Source organism: Microbacterium sp. AK031, from assembly GCF_024807145.1.
Taxonomy (GTDB): domain Bacteria; phylum Actinomycetota; class Actinomycetes; order Actinomycetales; family Microbacteriaceae; genus Microbacterium.
The window spans coordinates 177,541-195,646 of record NZ_JANUCA010000007.1 but is presented as its reverse complement, the minus strand read 5'-3'; the positions used below and the strand labels follow the sequence as shown (position 1 = coordinate 195,646).

Here is an 18,106-nt window from a genome sequence, read left to right as displayed (position 1 = left end):
CCTCATGACGATCACAGCATCTGCGCCCCCTCCCACCAAGCAGAAGGGCACGGCGCGACCGAAGCGGCTGACCCGTTTCGGCCAGAACTGGTGGATCTATGTCTTCCTGCTCCCCACGTTCCTCGGGTATGGCGCCTACACGGTCTATCCGCTGGTGGCATCGTGGTGGTACGCGCTGCTCGACTGGCCCGGGTTCGCGATGTCCGGCGAGTTCGTCGGATTCGAGAATTTCGAGCGGTTGCTGACGGACGATCAGTTCTGGAACGCGTTCGGGAAATCGCTGCTGTTCCTCGTGATCGCCGTGCCAGCCCGCGTCGGCCTGGCCTTGCTGCTCGCGTTGTGGCTGAACAGCAAGAAGACGCCATTCCCCGGTTTCTTCCGCACGCTGTTCTTCCTACCGGTGGTCACGACGGGGGCGATCATCGGCATCGTCTTCACGCTGCTGCTCGATGCGAACGGACCGATCAGCCTCGGGCTGGTGTGGGCCGGCATCACCGAGACCCCGACGAACTTCGTCGCGAACGCGGGAACGTCGCTGTACGCGGGCATCGCGGTGTGGGTGTGGAAGTGGCTCGGCATAACGATGATCTACTGGCTCGCCGCGCTGCAGACCGTTCCACAGGATGTGCACGAGGCCGCGATGCTCGACGGAGCGAACGGACGCAAGGAGTTCTGGCACGTCACGCTGCCGCTACTGGTGCCGTTCCTCGTCATCATCACCCTCATCGACACGGTCAGCGCTCTCAACGTCTTCGACCTGATGCACACGCTCACAGGCGGAGGCCCCGCGTTCTCATCCGAGGTGATCGAGATCTTCATCTACCGTGCGGCCTTCGCAGCGACGGTTCCCCAGCTCGGCTATGCGTCTGCGGCTGCTGTGCTCTTCGGACTGCTGACCGTGATCATCGCCGTCGCCCAGGCGGTCGGCGTGCGGTGGGCGCGCAAGCAGATGGGAAGCGGTTCATGAGCGCTCTGGACACACGAACCGTGACGACGCAGGGCAGCGACCGATCTGTACTCCGTAAATTGCGGCGAGGCCGCCCGCTGCGACCGGGACGGATCCTGACGTTCGTGGGGCTGCTCGTCTTGTCGCTGGTGTGGATCTACCCCTTCATCTGGCTCGTATCCGCCTCGTTGAAGGACTCGTCCGAGATCTTCGGAAACGGTCTCGACCTGCTCCCCGACGAGCCTGTGTGGGAGAACTACGCACGAGCCTGGACGGAAGCCGGGTTCTCGTCCTACTTCCTGAACACCGTGCTGATCACCGCCGGCACGATTGTGCTGGTCGTCGTTCGCAGCGCCCTCGCCGGGTACGTACTCGGCCGGTTCGACTTCCCAGGGAAGAAACTGCTCATCGGCGTCTTCCTCGTAACCTTCTTTCTGCCGGAGGGCTACACGATCATTCCGATCACGCAGCTCACCGATCAGCTGGGGCTCCTCAACACCCATGCCGGCGTGATTCTCGGTCTTGGTGCCGGTGGGCAGATCGCCGCCACTCTCCTGTACGCGGGCTACTTCCGCGGGCTTCCGAAGGAACTCGAAGAGAGCGCGAAGCTCGATGGCGCCGGCCCGTTCCGCACATTCTTCCAAGTGATGATGCCGATGGCATGGCCGATCACGGCAACAGTCGTGATCCTGACCTTCCTGTTCGCGTGGAATACCTATCTGCTGCCCCTGGTCTTCACCCTGAGTGAGCCGAACCTTCGCACTTTGGCGATCGGCATGACCGTATTCGTCGGAGAGTACGGACAGGACTGGTCGGGGATGGCGGCGGCCGCGGTGCTGTCGATGATCCCCGTCATCATCGTGTTCATCATCCTGCAACGCAAGTTCGTGGACAGCATCGCCGGAGCAGTGAAGCAATGACCGAAACCCGGAGAATGGAGCTGCCCAGCATGCACACCGACAACGCCCACCAACGTGAAGCACTCGCGTTCATCGACACGACCCGACCGGTGGGGAGGATCGACGACGATGTCTACGGGCACTTCCTCGAATCAGCGTTCTTCGGCAACATCGAAGGCGGCGTCTTCGATGAGGGGTCGCCTCGGGCGGTCAGCGAACCGGGCCTGCTCAGCGGCGTCCGCCGGGATGTCCTCGACCTCGTCCGCGACCTCGCTCCGGGCCCCATTCGATGGCCGGGTGGCAACTTCACCTCCGGCTACCGGTGGGAGGAGGGCATCGGACCGCGCGACGATCGTCCGACCCGGCTGGATCTCGCCTGGGGCGACACCGAGAGCAACCGCTTCGGCACCGACGAGTTCCTCGCCTGGACCGAAGCCGCCGGCGCCGAACCGTATCTGGTCCACTCCTGCCGCGACGTGGATGAGGCCGTGCGGTGGGTCGAGTACACGAACTCCCGCCATGACACCACTCTGACGCGGAACCGCAGGACCAATGGACGGGAAGAGCCCTGGAAGGTCCGCTACTGGGGCATCGGGAACGAGGTGTACGGACCGTGGCAGATGGGACATCGGTCGGCAGACGAATATGCGCTCGCTGCCCGTGAGCATGCCCGCTTCATGCGCCTGGTCGACGGCGATCTGAAGCTCATCGGCGTCGGTATCCCCTGGGATCAGGAGAACTGGACCCGCGCCGCGCTCGAACAGGCGGGGAAGTACTTCGACTATCTGTCATTGCATCTGTACGGCGCGACCACCGAGCTCTGGGCAGGTGACGACTACGAGAACATCGTGGCGCAGTCCCTGTACTTCGAGCAGGGGATGAACACGTACTCGCATCTGATCACCTCACTGTCCGACGAGATCGGACTGCCGAAACCGCCCCAGATCGCTCTCGATGAGTGGACGATGCGGCACCTCGAGCCCGCAGCCTGGGATGAGCCCCAGCGCGGAGACGACGGCGGCGTCGCGCCGCGCGAGACGCCCGAGGTCGACGGCTGGCCGAACGCGCTCCGAGTGAACCGCTACGCACCACGCACCGTGGGAGACGCACTGTTCAGCGCCGGGGTCCTGCACGCGATCCACCGCACTGTCGGACATGACACGGCGGTCACGATGGCGAACCCGGTCAACCTCGTGAACGCCAACGGCATCGTCGTCGCACGCCCAGGCGGTGCCTTCGGGTCGGCGCTCTATCACGTGTGGCACTTGTACGGTCGGCAGCTCGGCCGCACGGTGCTCCACGCGGAAGTGGACGGGCCATCTCGCAGCGCATCCGTCCCTCTCGGCGACAACCGGGTGCCCTCGGGAGGCCTGCAGACCGCGAGCATGACTGTGCCGTTCATCGACGTGTCGGCGACTCGTGCAGAAGACGGAACAGTTCGGATCGCCGTCATCAACCGGCATCGCGATGAGGCCATCCGGTTCCGCCCCGTCTTCGACGGGCGAACCGATCGTACGCCGCCAGCGGCACGCATCCACCGCATCGGCGCAGACATCGCGGTGACGGATTCGAACAGCCTCTCGGCGCCAGATGCGGTCAGCACCCGGGACCTCGGTCAGGTCGACGCGATCGATGGAGGCTGGCTGATGCCGCCGCACTCGGTGACCGTGCTGACGATGGACCTTCATGGACGGTGACGTATCGCGGCCGAACATCCTGCTGATCAGCACCGACCAGCAGCGGTTCGACATGGCCGGAGCCTATGGGAACCCCGCCGTGTCTACTCCGAACCTCGACCGCCTCGCCGGCCAGGGCGTGGTGTTCGAGAACTGCTACGTGCAGAACCCCGTCTGCGCGCCGTCGCGCGCGAGCCTGATGACCGGACAGTACGTGTCGACGCACGGGCTGCATGCCAACGGCGTCGACCTGGCGGCGGAGAAGGAACTGTTCTCGAAGCACCTCGCCGACGCCGGGTACGACTGCGGCCTGGTGGGAAAATTCCACCTCGGATCGGCGTTCGACGGCCGTACAGAGCCGCGCCTCGATGACGGGTTCCGAGTGTTCCGCTGGGCGCACGACCCTTACCCCGGATCGTCCGAGAACTCCTACCACCGGTGGCTGAAGGCCAGCCATCCGAGCCTTTTCACGGCTGTGATGGACAATCGTGGCCTGTTCGACACCATTCCGACCGAGGCGCACTACAGCCACTGGATCGGTGAGGAGACGATCGACTTCCTCCGGTCGGATCGGGTCAAGGACAAGCCGTTCTTCTTCGTGGCGAACTTCTTCGACCCGCACCACGGCTTCGGCGCACCGGAGGAGTACATGCGTCGCTACGACGATGTGAGGCTTCCATCGATCGTCACATATGAGGGAGAACTGGACAGCAAGCCGGCGATCCAGTCCGAGGAGTCACTCGCCTCGTACGCCGGGCATGCCCGCGGCTATGCCTCATACAGCGGGGAGGAACTGCACGAGATTCGCAAGGCCTACTACGCGATGGTCTCCCTCGTCGATGACGAGGTGGGGCGCATCCTCGAAGTGCTCGCGGACGAAGGGCTCGCTGAGAACACTGTCGTCGTGTTCACCAGCGATCACGGCGAGATGCTGGGTGATCACCAGCTCATGCTGAAGGGGCCGTTCATGTACGACTGCGCCGTCCGCGTACCGCTCATCGTCCGATGGCCTGGCGTCGCGACTCCAGGGGACCGCCGCAGCGAACTCGTGCAGTGGATTGATCTCGCACCGACTTTCCTGCAGGCGGCCGGCGTGGATGTGCCCGCGGCGATGCAGGGAGAGAGTCTTGAAGGCCTCATCATCGGTGACGGCGTCGAGTGGCGGGACTGGGCGTTGTGCCAGTACCGCGACAGCGGCCACCCTCATGACCCGGCAGCGCACGTGACGATGCTCCGACATGACCGCTGGAAGCTGGTGGTCCACCACGGAGCACCTGCTTCCGGGCGAGCGCGCGCCGGTGAGCTGTACGACCTGGAGACCGATCCGGACGAATTGAAGAATCTCTGGGATGACGACTCCTGGCGACAGGTACGGACGGATCTGCAGGAGAAGCTCATCGACGTCCTTGTGGCATCCGAAGATCGCAGCAACCCCCGACTCGCCGCCTGGTGAGCCCAAGACATCCTGGAGGCACGACGTGACTGACCTCGATTACCCGCGCCCGATGCTGGTCCGCCCTCTATGGCAGGATCTGACCGGCCCGTGGGGGTTTGCTTCCGACGCCGACGATCGGGGGCGCGCTGCCGGCTGGCATCAGGATGCCGCCCCCTTCACCCGAACGATCGCCGTGCCGTATCCACCGGAGAGCCGGCTGAGCGGGATACACGATCCTGACTGCCCGGATGTGGTGTGGTACCGCCGTGAGGTGACGCTGGATCGAACTCCCGCCCAGGGGGAGCGGCTCGTGCTCCACTTCGGAGCAGTCGACTACCGTGCCTCCGTCTGGGTGAACGGTCTGTTCGTCGGGGATCACGAGGGAGGGCATACGCCGTTCGCGCTCGACGTCACGGAAGCCCTGGTCCCGAAGGGAACGCAGACGATCGTGGTGCGCGCTGAGGATGAGCGGGACGACCCGTCCCAGCCGCGGGGAAAGCAGGATTGGCAGGCAGAGCCGCACGGGATCTGGTACCACCGCACCACCGGGATCTGGCAGCCTGTGTGGGCCGAGGTCGTGCCGGACGTGCATGTGCGGGCGGTGCACTGGACTCCGGATGTGCCGACCGCCACGGTCGGATTCGAGATCGAGCTGTCGCAGGTGCCTGCGGCTCCTGTCGACATCCACGTGCGGCTGACGCTCGGTGAAGAAGTGATCGCACACCAGACATTCCGCACGACACGACGCAACGATCACTGGTCGATATCGCTACCGGCGGGCCGGCACGACATGGAACTCGGACGTCTGCTGTGGAGCCCCGAACGCCCGACGTTGATGGATGCGACCGTAGAAGTGCGAGACAGCGCCAGCACCGTCGACGCGGTCGCGTCGTACGTGGGGTTTCGCAGCGTCGGCATCAAGGATGGCCGCTTCCTCCTCAACGGCCAGCCGCGCTACCTGCGCCTCGTTCTCGCGCAGAATTACTGGCCGGAGTCGCATCTTGCGGCGCCGTCCGCCGACGCGCTGCGCCGGGAGGTCGAGCTCGCGAAGGAACTCGGCTTCGACGGGGTCCGAATCCACCAGAAGATCGAGGATCCACGTTTTCTCGCCTGGTGCGACCGGCTCGGCCTGTTCGTGTGGGGGGAGATGCCCAGCGCGTACGAGTACTCGAATCGGATGCTCGGGCACCTCACTCGCGAATGGCTCGAGATGATCGAGAGGGATCGGAGCCATCCGAGCATCGTGACGTGGGTGCCCTTCAACGAGAGCTGGGGAGTCTGGCACGGTCTGGCCGTCGCGCAGCAGAGATCGGCCACGCGGGCCCTGTATCACGTCACCAAAGCCCTGGACACGAACCGACCCGTCATCTCGAATGACGGGTGGGAACACACCGAGAGCGACATCTGGGGCCTGCACGACTACGCCCCTGCCGGCGACTCGTTCCGCGAACGGTACGGCGACCAGGACGGCATCGCCCGGGTTCTCAGTGATCGACCGCCGGCCCGCCGCACGGCCCTCCTCGACGATCCAGTCCACCGCGGGCAACCGGTCATGCTGACTGAGATAGGCGGCACCAGTCTCAGGCCGGGCGAGGGTGAAGCCTGGCACGGCTACGCGACGGTCGCCTCGGCGGATGCGCTGATCGAGCGCGTGCGCGACATCGTCGATGCGGTGCTCGACAGCCCGGAAGTCGCGGGGTTCTGCTGGACGCAGCTCACCGACACGGAACAGGAGACGAACGGTCTGCTGACCGCGGATCGCGAGCCGAAGGTTCCGTTCGAGGAGATCCGGCGCATCCTTCAGAGGCCTGCTCGCTCGGTCCCCGCAGAGGCCATCGACGCGGCACGCCGCGAGGCAAGGGAGTGATGTCATGAAGATCGTCAGCTTCGGGAGCGCACTGGTACTGCTCGTAGGCCTGCTCGCACCGGGCGCCGTCTCAGCCCAGGAGGATGATGCCGTGAGCACGTATACGAACCCCGTGTCGGCCGGATTCACCGAGAACTTCGCTGATCCGACGATCATCCGGGGTCACGATGGCTTCTGGTATGCCTATGGCACCAACGGGAAACGGTACGAAGGCGACGCCAAGCAGAACATGATGATCAGTAGATCTGCTGATCTGATCGATTGGGAGTGGGTCGGCCCCGTCTTCACACCGGAGACGATACCGACGTACGACGGCAAGCCATCCGGCGCGAACAGGCAGTTCTGGGCGCCGGAGATCGCCTACCTCGACGGCCGCTACGTTCTCTACTACTCATATGTCGTGCAGGCCCCCGGCACGCCGTGGCGCACGATCGCTGCCGCGACCGCAGAGCATCCGACCGGACCTTGGACGGACACGGGTGAGGTCGTGGTGGGCAACGAGACCTGGGAGGTGCGCCCTGGCGTCACGGAGATCCGCAACAACATCGATCCAGAGTTGCTGACCACTCCTGATGGGACGCGCTACATGTATTACGGGTCAGTACAGGGCGGTGTGCGGGTCGTGAAACTTGCCGCCGACGGCCTGCATACCGACGGCGAGCCGGTGCAGCTGACCGACGCGCACCGATACGAGGCACCCTACGTCGTGAATCGTGATGGCTTCTACTACCTGTTCCTGTCGGTGATCGGCGGATGCTGCGCCGGCGCAGCATCCGGCTATCCGATCATGGTCGGGCGATCCACCGATCCCACCGGTCCGTTCCTGGACCGCGACGGACACTCGCTGAATGGCCCTCAGGGCGGCGGCACTCCGGTACTGGCACCCAACGGCAACGAGTTCGTCAGTACCGGGCACAACGCGATAGCCACCGATCTTTCGGGCCAGGACTGGATCGTCAGTCATGCGATCGACCGGCACGATCCGTATGTCTCCGGTACGGAGAGCGCGCGCGGTATCGCGCTGACTCGACTGGATTGGATCGATGGGTGGCCGATCGGCAACGGCGGTGCGGGAATGCCTTCGGGTCCTACGGAGGGGCCGGACAACGACGCATTCATCAGCGAGGCCTTCGAGGGTGATCTCTCGGGATGGATGAGCGCGGACGGATGGTCGAAGAGCGAGGGATCCACGGGCGGTTACGCACACACAGAATCCGAAACGCCGCTCACCTCGACTGCTGTCGTGGACGGCGATCTGCGCGCGCGGACGCTCGTGCGTCTGGCGAGCGGCGAAGGCGGTGAGGCCGGCATCTCGATACCGGCGCAGGGCAGGCACAGCCTGACGGCGTCGATCGATCGAGAATCCGAACAGCTCACCGTCAAGGTGCAAGGCAATCGCACCACGACTGCGCCGTTGCCGGCGGGATTCAACTATGAGACCTGGCATGAGATCGAGATGGTGCTCTCCGACGGCAGCCTTCGGGTCGCTGTGTCCGAGTCGGGCCAGTACGACCCGGTCGCTGAGGTCACGCTTCGCGTGCCGAAGGGCATGCGGTCCGGCCACGTGGCTCTGCAGGCGAAGGGCATCGGCGCCGACTTCGACGACGTGACGATCGCGCGCCTCTACACACCGAAGACCGACAGGGTGCCCGATCCGATGATCGGTGCGCTCGACTCCGCACACTCAGACGAGTTCGAGGGAGAGCTCGCCGAGGAGTGGAGTTGGCTGCGCGAACCCGCAGCCACGGTTGACGACGGAGGACTCGATTTCGACATCCAGCGCTCGACGCTGATCAACCAGCGTCCTCAGGCGGATACCCTGCCCTCTCTGCTGCTGCGCGACATGCCGGCGGGCACTTGGACGGCAGAGACGAAGGTGACGATCCCGTTCGGCGAATCCATCCCCTATGGGTGGCCGCAGGCGGGTTTGATCGCCTACACCGATGACGATGAATGGGTCGAGCTGGCCTATACGACCCGCGAGTCACGTCGCTTCACGGCATTCGCCAAGGAGACGGCCAGCGCCGGCACGGTCGCATACGGGCACGCGGCTCTCGGACCGAGCCGTGACACGATGTGGCTGCGGCTGCAGCACACGGTAGCCGACAACGGAGAGCACCTCTACCGTGCCGCCCTCAGCATAGACGGGGAGCACTGGACATGGCACGGCACCCGTACCCTGCCGGCCGGACCTCAGCCGAAGGTCGGTCTGGTCGCACAGGATCTGGCGCAGCTGTCGGCGCAACCTGACAACGCATCGATCTCCGCGCAATTCGACTGGTTCCGAACCTATCGCTGACCGATTGTTCGCCGCGGTCCGGGTCAGAGGGCTACGGTTCGGAAACCGGCATTGCCCATGGACGAGTCGGGACTGTTCTGCGAGCGTGCAGAATTGCGATAGCGGTTGCAGTAGGAGATGTGGCACAGGTAGCTGCCGCCGCGGAGCACGCGAGATGTTCCGGATGCCGGTCCGACCGGATTCACCAGGGCCGAGCTTTCGTAGGCCTTCGGGTCATACCAATCGGCACACCACTCCCACACGTTGCCGACACTCTGCCACAGCCCGTATCCGTTGGGTTCGAAGCTGCGGACCGGGGCGGTGGTGAGAAAACCATCATCCATGGAGTTCTCGCGCGGGAAGTTTCCCTGCCAGATGTTGGCTCGCCATCGCCCCTCATCCACCTCCGCATCGCCCCACGGATACTTGGCGGAGGGAAGCCCTCCGCGTGCGGCATACTCCCACTCGGCTTCAGTGGGGAGGCGGCGTCCTGCCCACGCGCAGTACGCCTGCGCATCGTTCCAACTCACGTGGACGACCGGATGATCGCCCAGCCCGTCGAGGTTCGAGTCCCGCCCGCCCGGATGTGACCAATCCGCACCGCGAATGCCGAACCACCATGGCGTCCCCGGGGGCTGACCGAGAATGTCGCTTTCTGGAGCAGCGACGGCGAGGTGGAAAACGGCAGAGAACGCGAACAGTTCAGCCTCAGTGCGGTACCCCGTCGCAGCCACGAATGCGGCGAACGCGTCGTTCGTGACAGGCGTGGCATCGATGGTGAACGACGCGAGCGAAACATCGTGCACCGGGGTCTCACCGTCGCCGATGTTGCGGTCCCCAGACGAGTCGCCCATCAGGAAGGACCCTGCCGGAACGTTGACCTGCTCGACGGAGTGCATCGCCGCTGAGGTGCGTGCGCCGGTAGCAGCGGGCGCGACCGCGCGGATCGTCAGGAACTGCTCTCGCCCCGGTGCCCCACAGGAGCACGACGGGCCGCACCCGCTCTCATCCGCATCGTCAGCCGTCGCTCTTGAGTCTATCGAGACGCGTCGTCCGCAACCCGATCGAGAACATCAGCCCGGTCGACGACAAGCCGTTCACCGAGGTCGCTCGTCAGCTGACCTGATGCTTCCGCCTAGGGCTCCGGAGTGGGTGTGGCTTCTTCGACCGGAGCGTCGGTCGGGGACGGTGTCGGCGACGGCGTGAGGAGTCCTGGCGCACGGAGGAAGGGTGCGGGGGCGTCCTTGACGGTCGAGGTGCGGACCTTGCCTGTGTTCAGATCCACCCGACCTTCTTGGAACGGGTAGATATTCCAGACTTCAGACCCGCGCGCGTCATCGAACGGTACGCGAACGCGCCCATCCTCGTCTTGCATGTACCCGTACCAGCCGTCGTCAGCGACATCGTCGACTCCGCCACCGTACAGGTTCAACGGCGTGCCACGGTCGGTGTACAACTGCACACGGTCGATGAGCTCGCCGTTCTCGTCGTATGCGAAGACGTTGCCGACCTGCACACCATCCAGCAGCAGGCCCGGCTGCTCGTAACCGCCATCCGAGACGTACTCGACGCGCGGAATCAGGACTGAAGAGAGAGCGAACGGCAGCGCAAGCACCGCGATCACGCTGACCACGGTGCGCACGTGACGCAGCGCGTTCCGGGGCAGCCAACGGTCACGTCCCCACTGCACGCTGACGAGAATCATCGCGAGGAGGATGAGCCATCCGAACAGAGTGTCCGGCATGACCGATCCGCTGCCGCCGAATGATGGCGACCCGAACAGCGCATGTGCGACCCCGTAGATCGCGACGCCCCGCAGCACCCACCACACCGGACGAAGTGCGACGAACAGATCCAGCAGCCACGCGCCGAAGGCGCTGCGACGCATGCCGACGGCGATGTAGCCGAGGCGCCTGGACACTCGCGCGCGCACGGATTCCCGCTTCACGGCATCCGATCGGTCAGGCAGACCGGCAGCCGATCGCAGCTCGGCGGCGTAGACGGCCGGATCGCCGAGCTCCAGCGTCCCTCCGCTGTCGGCTGCCTGCTCGGCGAGGTCGGCGGTGAGCCCGACGATGATGTCGTCGACTTCGTCTGCAGGGAGGTCGTCGAGGTGCTCACGCACGGAATCGGTGAAGGTGCGGATGCGCTCGTCGAGCGAGATCTCAATGCTGTTCATCACTTCTCTCCGATCGTGCGGGATGCGGCACGTGCTGGTTCGAGCAGATCACTCATCGCGGCCGCGAACTCGGCCCAGCTGGCCGACTGCGCGTCGAGCGTCTTCACGCCCTGCGCGTTGATGGCGTAGTACTTGCGGTGGGGCCCGCCCTCTGACGGCACGACGTAGCTCGACAGCGAACCGGCGGCGTAGAGGCGGCGAAGAGTGCCGTAGACGGAAGCGTCCCCGACGTCTCCGAGTCCGGCGTCGCGCAGACGCCGGACGATGTCGTAGCCGTAGCCGTCTTCCTGCCGAAGCACGGCGAGCACCGCCACATCGAGTACGCCCTTGAGCAATTGCGTCGTATCCACAGAACCCCCTTCAATGCATCGCACACTACCACGCACTGCGTAGTAGTGTGCGAAACGCAAGATCGGCGGGTCGACGAGTCGGACTCAAGCGGGGGCCCTGACGCGATCCGGCGGTGGCTACTCCGCGTCGGCGTATGGGGCCCACGCCGGTTCGCGCAGCGCGGGGCAGTGCTCGGGCGTCGGATTGTTCGCGATATCGACGATCCGGTCGAGAGCGTCGCGCGTGGCAGCGAGGTCGGTCATGGCAGCGGTGATGCGATCACGCTCTGCTGCGAGCATCTCGAAGACCTCGGGCGACCCCTGTCCGCTGTCGACGCAGGGCAGCAGTTGCAGAATCGTGCGGCTCGGCAGACCTGCCGTGAAGAACTGCTGGATCAGTTGCACGCGCTCGACGGCCGACTCCGCATAGATGCGCTGGCCGCTCGGGGTGCGCTCCGAGTCGAGCAGGCCCTGCTCCTCGTAGTAACGAAGGGCGCGGGTGCTCACTCCCGCGCGGTGTGCGACGTCGCCTATCCGCATGAAAGCCTCTCTGTGATCAACGAACGATTCTCGACTTGCCCTTGACGTCAACGTCAACTTTTAGAGTAGTCGACGCGGCGCCGGGTACGGCCCGCCGAACCTCGAGAAGACCACTCAGAAAGCGGAGAATCCATGAACATCGCCGACCAGATCGCTCTCGCCACCGGAGCCAACCGCGGCATCGGCCGCGAATTCGTGCTCGAACTGCTCGAGCGCGGGGTCAGCAAGGTGTACGCGACGGCCCGCCGGCCCGAGAGCATCGACTTCGACGACAGCCGGGTGGTGCCTCTGCGCCTGGACCTGCTCGACCATGAGTCGGTCGTCGCTGCGTCCGCCATCGCGCACGACGTGACCCTCCTCGTCAACAATGCCGGCATCTCCACGGGTGCCGCGCTCGTCACGGGCGACCTCGCAGAGATCCGGCGCGAGATGGACACGCACTTCTGGGGCACGCTCGACGTGATTCGCGAGTTCAGCCCTGTGCTCGCCGCGAACGGCGGCGGCGCGATCGTGAACGTGCTGTCGGCACTGTCCTGGTTCGCGAGCCCCGGCACGGGGTCGTACGCCGCAGCCAAGGCGGCGGAATGGAACATGACGAACGGCGTGCGACTCGAGCTCGCCGCGCAGGGGACGCTCGTTCAAGGTGTTCTCCTCGGCGCGGCCGACACAGACATCGCCGCGGGATTCGACGGCCCGAAGATCGATCCTCGCGACGTGCCGCGTCTTTCCCTGGACGGTCTGGATGCCGGATCGATCGAGGTGATCGTCGACGACTGGACGGCGATGGTGAAGCGCTCGCTGGCCGGCGACCCTGCGCCGTTCTACGAACGGATGACCGAGCTGCTGGGCGCGAGCTGACAGGCGATCAGGACAGGGTTCGGGTCCAGAACCAGCCGATCGCGAAGACCGCCACGATCACGATCGGCACCCAGCGCCCGCTGCGCTTCAGCCGTCGCCCCTGTTGTGCGACACCGGGCGGCGGCGTCAGCATCCCCACCGGAGCGGCGAACGGCAGAGACGGCGCAGCCGGCGCATGTCCAGGAGGAGGAGCCGCCGCCTGCGCGTGCGAGTACGTGCGACCCTGTTCTGTGAGCAGGCGGTCATCGCGCCACCTCGCCCACTGGTCGAACTTCGTGATTAGGGCCCCGACGGCGCCGAACAGCCACGCCCAGGTGTTCGGATCGAGCGTCGACGCCTCGCGCTTCGTGTAGAGGAACAGCCAGTCATCGACGATCTCGATATCGAGCTGCGCGGCGTTGTCGATGAAGCGCGCCATGATGTCGGGCGTGAACAGGTACAGGGCGTCCTGCTCGTAGCCGGCCGGGCAGTACAGGGTGAAGTACTTGTCGAAGTCGCCCTCGAGAGAGAGCCGCTGCTCCTTGTGGAACGACGCCGGCAGGTTCGTGCCGAACAGTGCATTGTTGCCGAGGGCATCGAGCACGATGTTCGGCAGCGGCACGTCGAGCTTGACGGCGACGTAGCCCCACTTGTGCGTCGTCGAGTTCTTCCCCGAGCCCGTCGTGTACTGGTAGTTGCCGAACTCCACGAATCGGGGTGAGTGACCGCGGACGAGCTGCTCCGCCTTGCGCGAGCGGCCGAGAGTGAAGATCATTCCGGGGAGCGGCGGGTCGTCGACTTGATCCTCGTAGGTCATGTGGTTCGCCGCGGCGAAGCGACTGAGCCGGTACCTCTCGACGCGCCGACGCCGAACGGACGACCACGCCGCGATCCCGATTCCGAGCGCCACGAGCGCGATGAGCAGCAGCGGAAGCATGGCGATGAGGGAATCGCGGCCGGTGGCCAGCGTGACCATGAGCACGAACATCATCGGCACCATGACGAGCACGGCGATGATCGCGATCACTATCGCGATCACGGTCGATGCCTGGACCGATCCACGGCGACGAGCCTTCATCTCCGCGGCGAACGCGCTCACGGCTTTCGCATCGACCGGCTCGGTGAGGGCGCGGGCGTCGAAGGTCAGCGGTTGCGGAGGGGGCATGCTCACACGCCTACGCTAACCCGGGTCGCGTGGAAACGCGGCGACATGCGCTCGCGATAATCGAGGGGTGAACACGCTGCTCGCCGCGATCCCGGAGTCAGACGGCAAGGGCCGCATTCCCGCCGCACCAACCGCGGAAGACCGTGCGTCCTGGTCGACCGTGCCGCCGATCGCGCGCTGAGGGCCTTCCGCTCGAAACAGGTCTTGTCGTACGAGACAGGGCGTGCCACGTCCTGTCTCGCGCGGGAAGTCCTGTTTCGCCCGGCGGTTCGAGAGATACCCGCCGTTCACCGCGGCGCCACCGGGCGGCAAGGTGCGGGTGCGACCATTCCGGACGCCACCGACCCACCGGGAGACCTGTGCGCACACCGCTCGTCACCGTCATCCTTCCCGCGAAGGATGCTGCGCCCTACATCGGCACGACTCTTGAGACGCTGCTGCGGCAGTTCGACGATCCGGCCGCGCTGAAGCTCGTCGCGGTGGATGACGGCTCGAGCGACGGCACGGGCGATCAGATGCGCGGCTACGCAGAACGCTTCGCGCACGCCGAGGTGCTCGTCAACCCCCGACCTGTCGGGCTGGCGAGTGCGCGCAACCAGGGCCTCGCTCATGTCGAAGGCGACGCGTTCTGCTTCATCGACGGTGACGACTGGATGCAGCCGCGCCGGCTGCAGGTGCTCGCCGCACGGCTGCGCGAACTCGGATGCGACTTCCTCCGCACCGACCACGTGCGCGTCACCGGCTCTGCGCGCAAGACCGTGCGGGCCCCCTTCGCCTGGCGCGGGGTCGTCGCATCCCCTCGCGACGCGATCCTGCCGTCCGACGACACGACGATGGTCGACTACCCGTACGCCTGGGCCGGCATCTTCCACCGGCGCATCATCGACCAGGGGCTCGCCGCCTTCCCGGAAGGGCTCTTCACCGCAGAGGACCGGCCATGGATCTGGCGACTGCACCTGCAGGCGTCGTCATTCGCGGCCGTCGATGCCCCGGCGATGCTCTACCGGCGCGGCATCGCGACTTCGCTCACCCAGGTGCGGGACCGGCGCCAGCTCGACTTTCCGCGTGCGCTCGCGCAGGTGGTGGAGATCGTGGAGCAGGATGCCGAGGCGCAGCGCTTCATGCCGAAGGTGGTGCGCACGGGGCTCGCGCTGAGTTCGCATCACTTCGTGCGGTCCAGGCGCATGGCGCCCCCGCTGCGGCGCGAGATGCGCGGCAGTATCCGCGACCTGCTCGCCACTCTTCCTCCCGCCGACGTCGCGCGCGCTCTAGGGCGGCTGGAAGGATCCAAGCGACGTGTGCTCGCGCGGACCCTGCGTGAGGCGGGACACGCGAGATGACCCAGCTCTTCATTCTGCACAGCGCGTACGGACTCACCACAGCTTCGGCCGCACTCGACGAGGGACTCATCGAGGCGGGTGAGGAGCGGGTGCTCGTGCCCGTGAACTCCGCACGGATACCGGAGACGAGCCTCGCGATCCACGAGCAGCCCAACCTCCGGTCGCTGTGTGCGCGCTTCGATCGCATCGAGCCGCTCGACGAGATCCTCTCGCCGCTGCATCCGAGTTCCTGGCATCCCGTGGCGGCTGACTTCCCCATCCTGAAGCGCCTTCTCTCGCGTGCCTGGAACCTCGACGACGACCTGGAGCTGTTCGTGCAGAGCCCGCAGGTCGCCCCGGCGCGCACCCTGCTGTCGCTGTTTCCGAACGCGCGCATCACGATCATCGGCGACGGCCTGATGACCTACTCGCCGATGCGCGTGAAGCTGCCGCGCACCGTCGTCGAACGGGTCGGCCGCGTCGTCTACGCCGACGTCGTGCCCGGTGTGGAGCCGCTCGTGCTCGGCGGTGCGAGACCGACCCTGCCGCGCGAGACCGAGCCAGGCAGCCTAAGTCTCATGCCGCAGGCTCGGTCTCGCGATGACGGCGCACAGCGGATGCCGGTACCGCCGGCCGCGTTCCGCAGGGTGCTGCAGGAGACCGCCGCCGCCGACCCGCAGCTCGACGCGCTCGCCGACGGCACGCCGACCGTGCTCGTGCTCGGCCAGTATCTGTCCGCGCTGGGGCTGGTCTCGGCCGCGGAGGAGATCGCCATGCAGGGTGACATGATCAATCGCGCCGCGGCGTGGAACCCGCGGCGCATCGTCTTCAAGCCGCATCCGTCTGCGCCTCCGCTGGTCACCGACGCCGTGCGGGAACGCGCAGAGGCACACGGGGCGGAGTTCGTCGAGTACCGGGGCGTCGAGTCGGCTGAGCTCGTCGCAGAGCGACTAGACGTCGACGGCGTCGTCGCCGGGTTCTCGACCGCCCTCCCCACGGTGCAGACACTGTTCGACCGCCCGATCGCGTCGTCCGGCACGCAGACCGTGCTGCGCAGGCTCACCCCCTACGGGAACAGCAACCGCGTACCGGCCACGATCGTCGATGCGCTGACCCGCACTGACGGCCGATACCGCGACCCGGCGCAACTGCAGTTGCTCATCGATGCCGTGGGATATGCGATGCAGCCGAAGATCGCCGCGCACCTGCGACCGCGGGCGGAAGAACTGCTCGACCGATTCGATCCCGCCGAGAGGGATCGCTACTTCGATCTCCGGCGTCTCGTCGAACTCCGCCTCCCCGGCGCTCCTGTCGAGCCGATCGTGCGTCGCGCACTGCGGTCGGTGGGGGGAGTGGGCAGGGCCGAGGAGATCCGGTTGACCCTCAGAGGTGCGCGTCGACGCGCCGCACGAGTATGGAAGGTGGCGCGCGGGCTATGAGCGAGCTCATCGATGATGACCAGCGCGCACGCGGCCTGACTGTCGCGGTGATCCCCGCGCGCGGCGGGTCGAAGGGCGTGCCGCGCAAGAACCTTCGACGGATCGGAGGCGTCCCGCTCATCCAGCGTGCGGTGCGAGCCGCCGCTGCTGCCGAACACGTCGATCTCGTCGTCGTCTCCACCGACGATGACGAGATCGCAGAACTCAGTGTCGCGGCCGGGGCACGGGCCATCCGTCGACCGGACGAGATCTCCGGGGACACCGCCTCCTCCGAGAGCGCCGTGCTGCACGCCCTCGATGCCCTCGAATCGGCAGGAGAGACCGTGGAGATCGTCGTCTTCATCCAGGCGACGTCGCCGTTCATCCCCAGTGACCGTATCGACGCGGCCGTCGACGAGGTGCGCTCGGGCCGATACGACAGCATGTTCTCCGCGCACGAGACGTATGGATTCCTGTGGCGGCGCGACGACGACCAGGCAGCAGCCGCGATCAACCACGATGCCGCCCGCCGCCCCCGCCGCCAGGACCGCGAGCCGCACTACCTCGAGACCGGCGCGTTCTACGTGTTCCGGGCCGACGGCTTCCGCCGAGGAGGGCACCGCTTCTTCGGCCGGGTGGGGATCGTCGAGGTTCCGGAGTTGAGCGCGGTCGAGATCGACGACGAGCAGCATGCCGCCGTGGCATCCGCTCTTGCCCCCCTCATGGACCAGCCCGAGAGCATCGACGTGAAGGCCGTCGTCACCGACTTCGACGGTGTGCACACGGACGACACCGCTCTGGTCGATGCCGAAGGGCGTGAGCAGGTGAGGGTCAGCAGAGAGGACGGCATGGGGGTCGCGCGGCTCAGGCGCGCCGGCATCCCGATGCTCATCCTCTCCACCGAGGTCAATCAGGTCGTGCGGGCCAGGGCCGACAAGCTTCGCGTTGCGGTGCGGCACGGCATCGACGACAAGGAGGAGGCGCTCTCCGCATGGGCGGTGGAGAACGGCATCGCCCTTGCAGACATCGCCTATCTCGGCAACGACGTCAACGACCTGCCCGCCATGCGCATCGTCGGGTGGCCGGTGGCCGTCGCGAACGCGCATCCGGAGGTGCGTGCTGCCGCCAGGGTCGTGCTCGACAAGTCGGGCGGACAGGGCGCGGTGCGCGAGCTCATCGAGCGCGTTCTGACAGCCGACCGACACCGGTAACCCCTCA

General features: G+C 66.2%; 15 protein-coding genes. 10 read left to right on the top strand and 5 right to left on the bottom strand.

Translation table 11 applies throughout. From position 1 onward, the window contains the following. Positions 1-4: 4 nt before the first annotated feature. Genes HDC95_RS13880 through HDC95_RS13855 form a run of 6 tightly spaced genes read left to right on the top strand, consistent with a single transcriptional unit; the run spans position 5 to position 9,122 of the window. A complete protein-coding gene (locus tag HDC95_RS13880; RefSeq protein WP_259064178.1) occupies positions 5-967 on the top strand; it encodes a carbohydrate ABC transporter permease in 963 nt (320 codons plus the stop codon). Next, on the top strand, positions 964-1,866 hold the full coding sequence (locus HDC95_RS13875) for a carbohydrate ABC transporter permease (RefSeq protein ID WP_259064177.1): 903 nt from the start codon (positions 964-966) through the stop codon (positions 1,864-1,866). Before HDC95_RS13880 ends, HDC95_RS13875 begins: the two co-directional genes overlap by 4 nt. Then, positions 1,863-3,542 (top strand): alpha-L-arabinofuranosidase C-terminal domain-containing protein, encoded by a 1,680-nt coding sequence (locus tag HDC95_RS13870; protein WP_259064176.1) that lies wholly within the window; start codon positions 1,863-1,865, stop codon positions 3,540-3,542. The genes HDC95_RS13875 and HDC95_RS13870 overlap by 4 nt, the downstream gene beginning before the upstream one ends. Then, positions 3,532-4,974 carry a sulfatase-like hydrolase/transferase gene (locus tag HDC95_RS13865; RefSeq protein WP_259064174.1) on the top strand — a complete coding sequence of 481 codons (1,443 nt, stop codon included), beginning with the start codon at positions 3,532-3,534 and terminating at the stop codon, positions 4,972-4,974. The genes HDC95_RS13870 and HDC95_RS13865 overlap by 11 nt, the downstream gene beginning before the upstream one ends. Positions 4,975-4,999: 25 nt before the next feature. Beyond that, on the top strand, positions 5,000-6,823 hold the full coding sequence (locus HDC95_RS13860) for a glycoside hydrolase family 2 protein (protein ID WP_259064173.1): 1,824 nt from the start codon (positions 5,000-5,002) through the stop codon (positions 6,821-6,823). A 4-nt stretch (positions 6,824-6,827) separates the two neighbouring features. After that, complete coding sequence (locus HDC95_RS13855; protein ID WP_259064172.1) at positions 6,828-9,122, top strand: family 43 glycosylhydrolase; 2,295 nt, start codon at positions 6,828-6,830, stop codon at positions 9,120-9,122. Between the two features lie 23 nt (positions 9,123-9,145). Here the strand turns inward: HDC95_RS13855 and HDC95_RS13850 are convergent, their stop codons facing one another. The 4 genes from HDC95_RS13850 to HDC95_RS13835 form a co-directional block, all read right to left on the bottom strand. Further along, positions 9,146-10,000, bottom strand: coding sequence for a formylglycine-generating enzyme family protein (locus tag HDC95_RS13850; RefSeq protein WP_259064171.1), 855 nt, complete (start codon positions 9,998-10,000; stop codon positions 9,146-9,148). Between the two features lie 236 nt (positions 10,001-10,236). After that, positions 10,237-11,280 carry a hypothetical protein gene (locus tag HDC95_RS13845; protein WP_259064170.1) on the bottom strand — a complete coding sequence of 348 codons (1,044 nt, stop codon included), beginning with the start codon at positions 11,278-11,280 and terminating at the stop codon, positions 10,237-10,239. Beyond that, on the bottom strand, positions 11,280-11,630 hold the full coding sequence (locus HDC95_RS13840; protein ID WP_259064169.1) for a PadR family transcriptional regulator: 351 nt from the start codon (positions 11,628-11,630) through the stop codon (positions 11,280-11,282). The genes HDC95_RS13845 and HDC95_RS13840 overlap by 1 nt, the downstream gene beginning before the upstream one ends. Positions 11,631-11,747: 117 nt before the next feature. Then, complete coding sequence (locus tag HDC95_RS13835; protein WP_259064168.1) at positions 11,748-12,149, bottom strand: MerR family transcriptional regulator; 402 nt, start codon at positions 12,147-12,149, stop codon at positions 11,748-11,750. 132 nt (positions 12,150-12,281) lie between these two features. Between HDC95_RS13835 and HDC95_RS13830 the strand changes: the two genes are divergently transcribed. Next, on the top strand, positions 12,282-13,007 hold the full coding sequence (locus HDC95_RS13830; protein WP_259064167.1) for an SDR family oxidoreductase: 726 nt from the start codon (positions 12,282-12,284) through the stop codon (positions 13,005-13,007). A gap of 7 nt (positions 13,008-13,014) precedes the next feature. Here HDC95_RS13830 and HDC95_RS13825 read toward each other — a convergent pair whose 3' ends face one another. Next, a complete protein-coding gene (locus HDC95_RS13825) occupies positions 13,015-14,151 on the bottom strand; it encodes a DUF3137 domain-containing protein (RefSeq protein ID WP_259064206.1) in 1,137 nt (378 codons plus the stop codon). A gap of 359 nt (positions 14,152-14,510) precedes the next feature. Here HDC95_RS13825 and HDC95_RS13820 point away from each other — a divergent pair, with 359 nt between their 5' ends. The 3 genes from HDC95_RS13820 to HDC95_RS13810 are packed head-to-tail and all read left to right on the top strand — an operon-like array spanning position 14,511 to position 18,099. Beyond that, a complete protein-coding gene (locus HDC95_RS13820; RefSeq protein ID WP_259064166.1) occupies positions 14,511-15,491 on the top strand; it encodes a glycosyltransferase family 2 protein in 981 nt (326 codons plus the stop codon). Beyond that, positions 15,488-16,909, top strand: a complete 1,422-nt coding sequence (locus HDC95_RS13815) for an alpha-2,8-polysialyltransferase family protein (RefSeq protein WP_259064165.1) — start codon at positions 15,488-15,490, stop codon at positions 16,907-16,909. The genes HDC95_RS13820 and HDC95_RS13815 overlap by 4 nt, the downstream gene beginning before the upstream one ends. Further along, on the top strand, positions 16,906-18,099 hold the full coding sequence (locus HDC95_RS13810) for an acylneuraminate cytidylyltransferase (protein WP_259064164.1): 1,194 nt from the start codon (positions 16,906-16,908) through the stop codon (positions 18,097-18,099). Before HDC95_RS13815 ends, HDC95_RS13810 begins: the two co-directional genes overlap by 4 nt. Positions 18,100-18,106: the final 7 nt, after the last annotated feature.

What these genes read in the sequence shown, in the direction of transcription:
- HDC95_RS13880 (WP_259064178.1), top strand. Translation starts at nt 5, where the DNA reads ATGACGATCACAGCATCTGCGCCCCCTCCCACCAAGCAGAAGGGCACG.
- HDC95_RS13875 (WP_259064177.1), top strand. Translation starts at nt 964, where the DNA reads ATGAGCGCTCTGGACACACGAACCGTGACGACGCAGGGCAGCGACCGA.
- HDC95_RS13870 (WP_259064176.1), top strand. Translation starts at nt 1,863, where the DNA reads ATGACCGAAACCCGGAGAATGGAGCTGCCCAGCATGCACACCGACAAC.
- HDC95_RS13865 (WP_259064174.1), top strand. Translation starts at nt 3,532, where the DNA reads ATGGACGGTGACGTATCGCGGCCGAACATCCTGCTGATCAGCACCGAC.
- HDC95_RS13855 (WP_259064172.1), top strand. Translation starts at nt 6,828, where the DNA reads ATGAAGATCGTCAGCTTCGGGAGCGCACTGGTACTGCTCGTAGGCCTG.
- HDC95_RS13850 (WP_259064171.1), bottom strand. Translation starts at nt 10,000, where the DNA reads ATGCACTCCGTCGAGCAGGTCAACGTTCCGGCAGGGTCCTTCCTGATG.
- HDC95_RS13845 (WP_259064170.1), bottom strand. Translation starts at nt 11,280, where the DNA reads ATGAACAGCATTGAGATCTCGCTCGACGAGCGCATCCGCACCTTCACC.
- HDC95_RS13835 (WP_259064168.1), bottom strand. Translation starts at nt 12,149, where the DNA reads ATGCGGATAGGCGACGTCGCACACCGCGCGGGAGTGAGCACCCGCGCC.
- HDC95_RS13830 (WP_259064167.1), top strand. Translation starts at nt 12,282, where the DNA reads ATGAACATCGCCGACCAGATCGCTCTCGCCACCGGAGCCAACCGCGGC.
- HDC95_RS13825 (WP_259064206.1), bottom strand. Translation starts at nt 14,151, where the DNA reads ATGCCCCCTCCGCAACCGCTGACCTTCGACGCCCGCGCCCTCACCGAG.
- HDC95_RS13815 (WP_259064165.1), top strand. Translation starts at nt 15,488, where the DNA reads ATGACCCAGCTCTTCATTCTGCACAGCGCGTACGGACTCACCACAGCT.
- HDC95_RS13810 (WP_259064164.1), top strand. Translation starts at nt 16,906, where the DNA reads ATGAGCGAGCTCATCGATGATGACCAGCGCGCACGCGGCCTGACTGTC.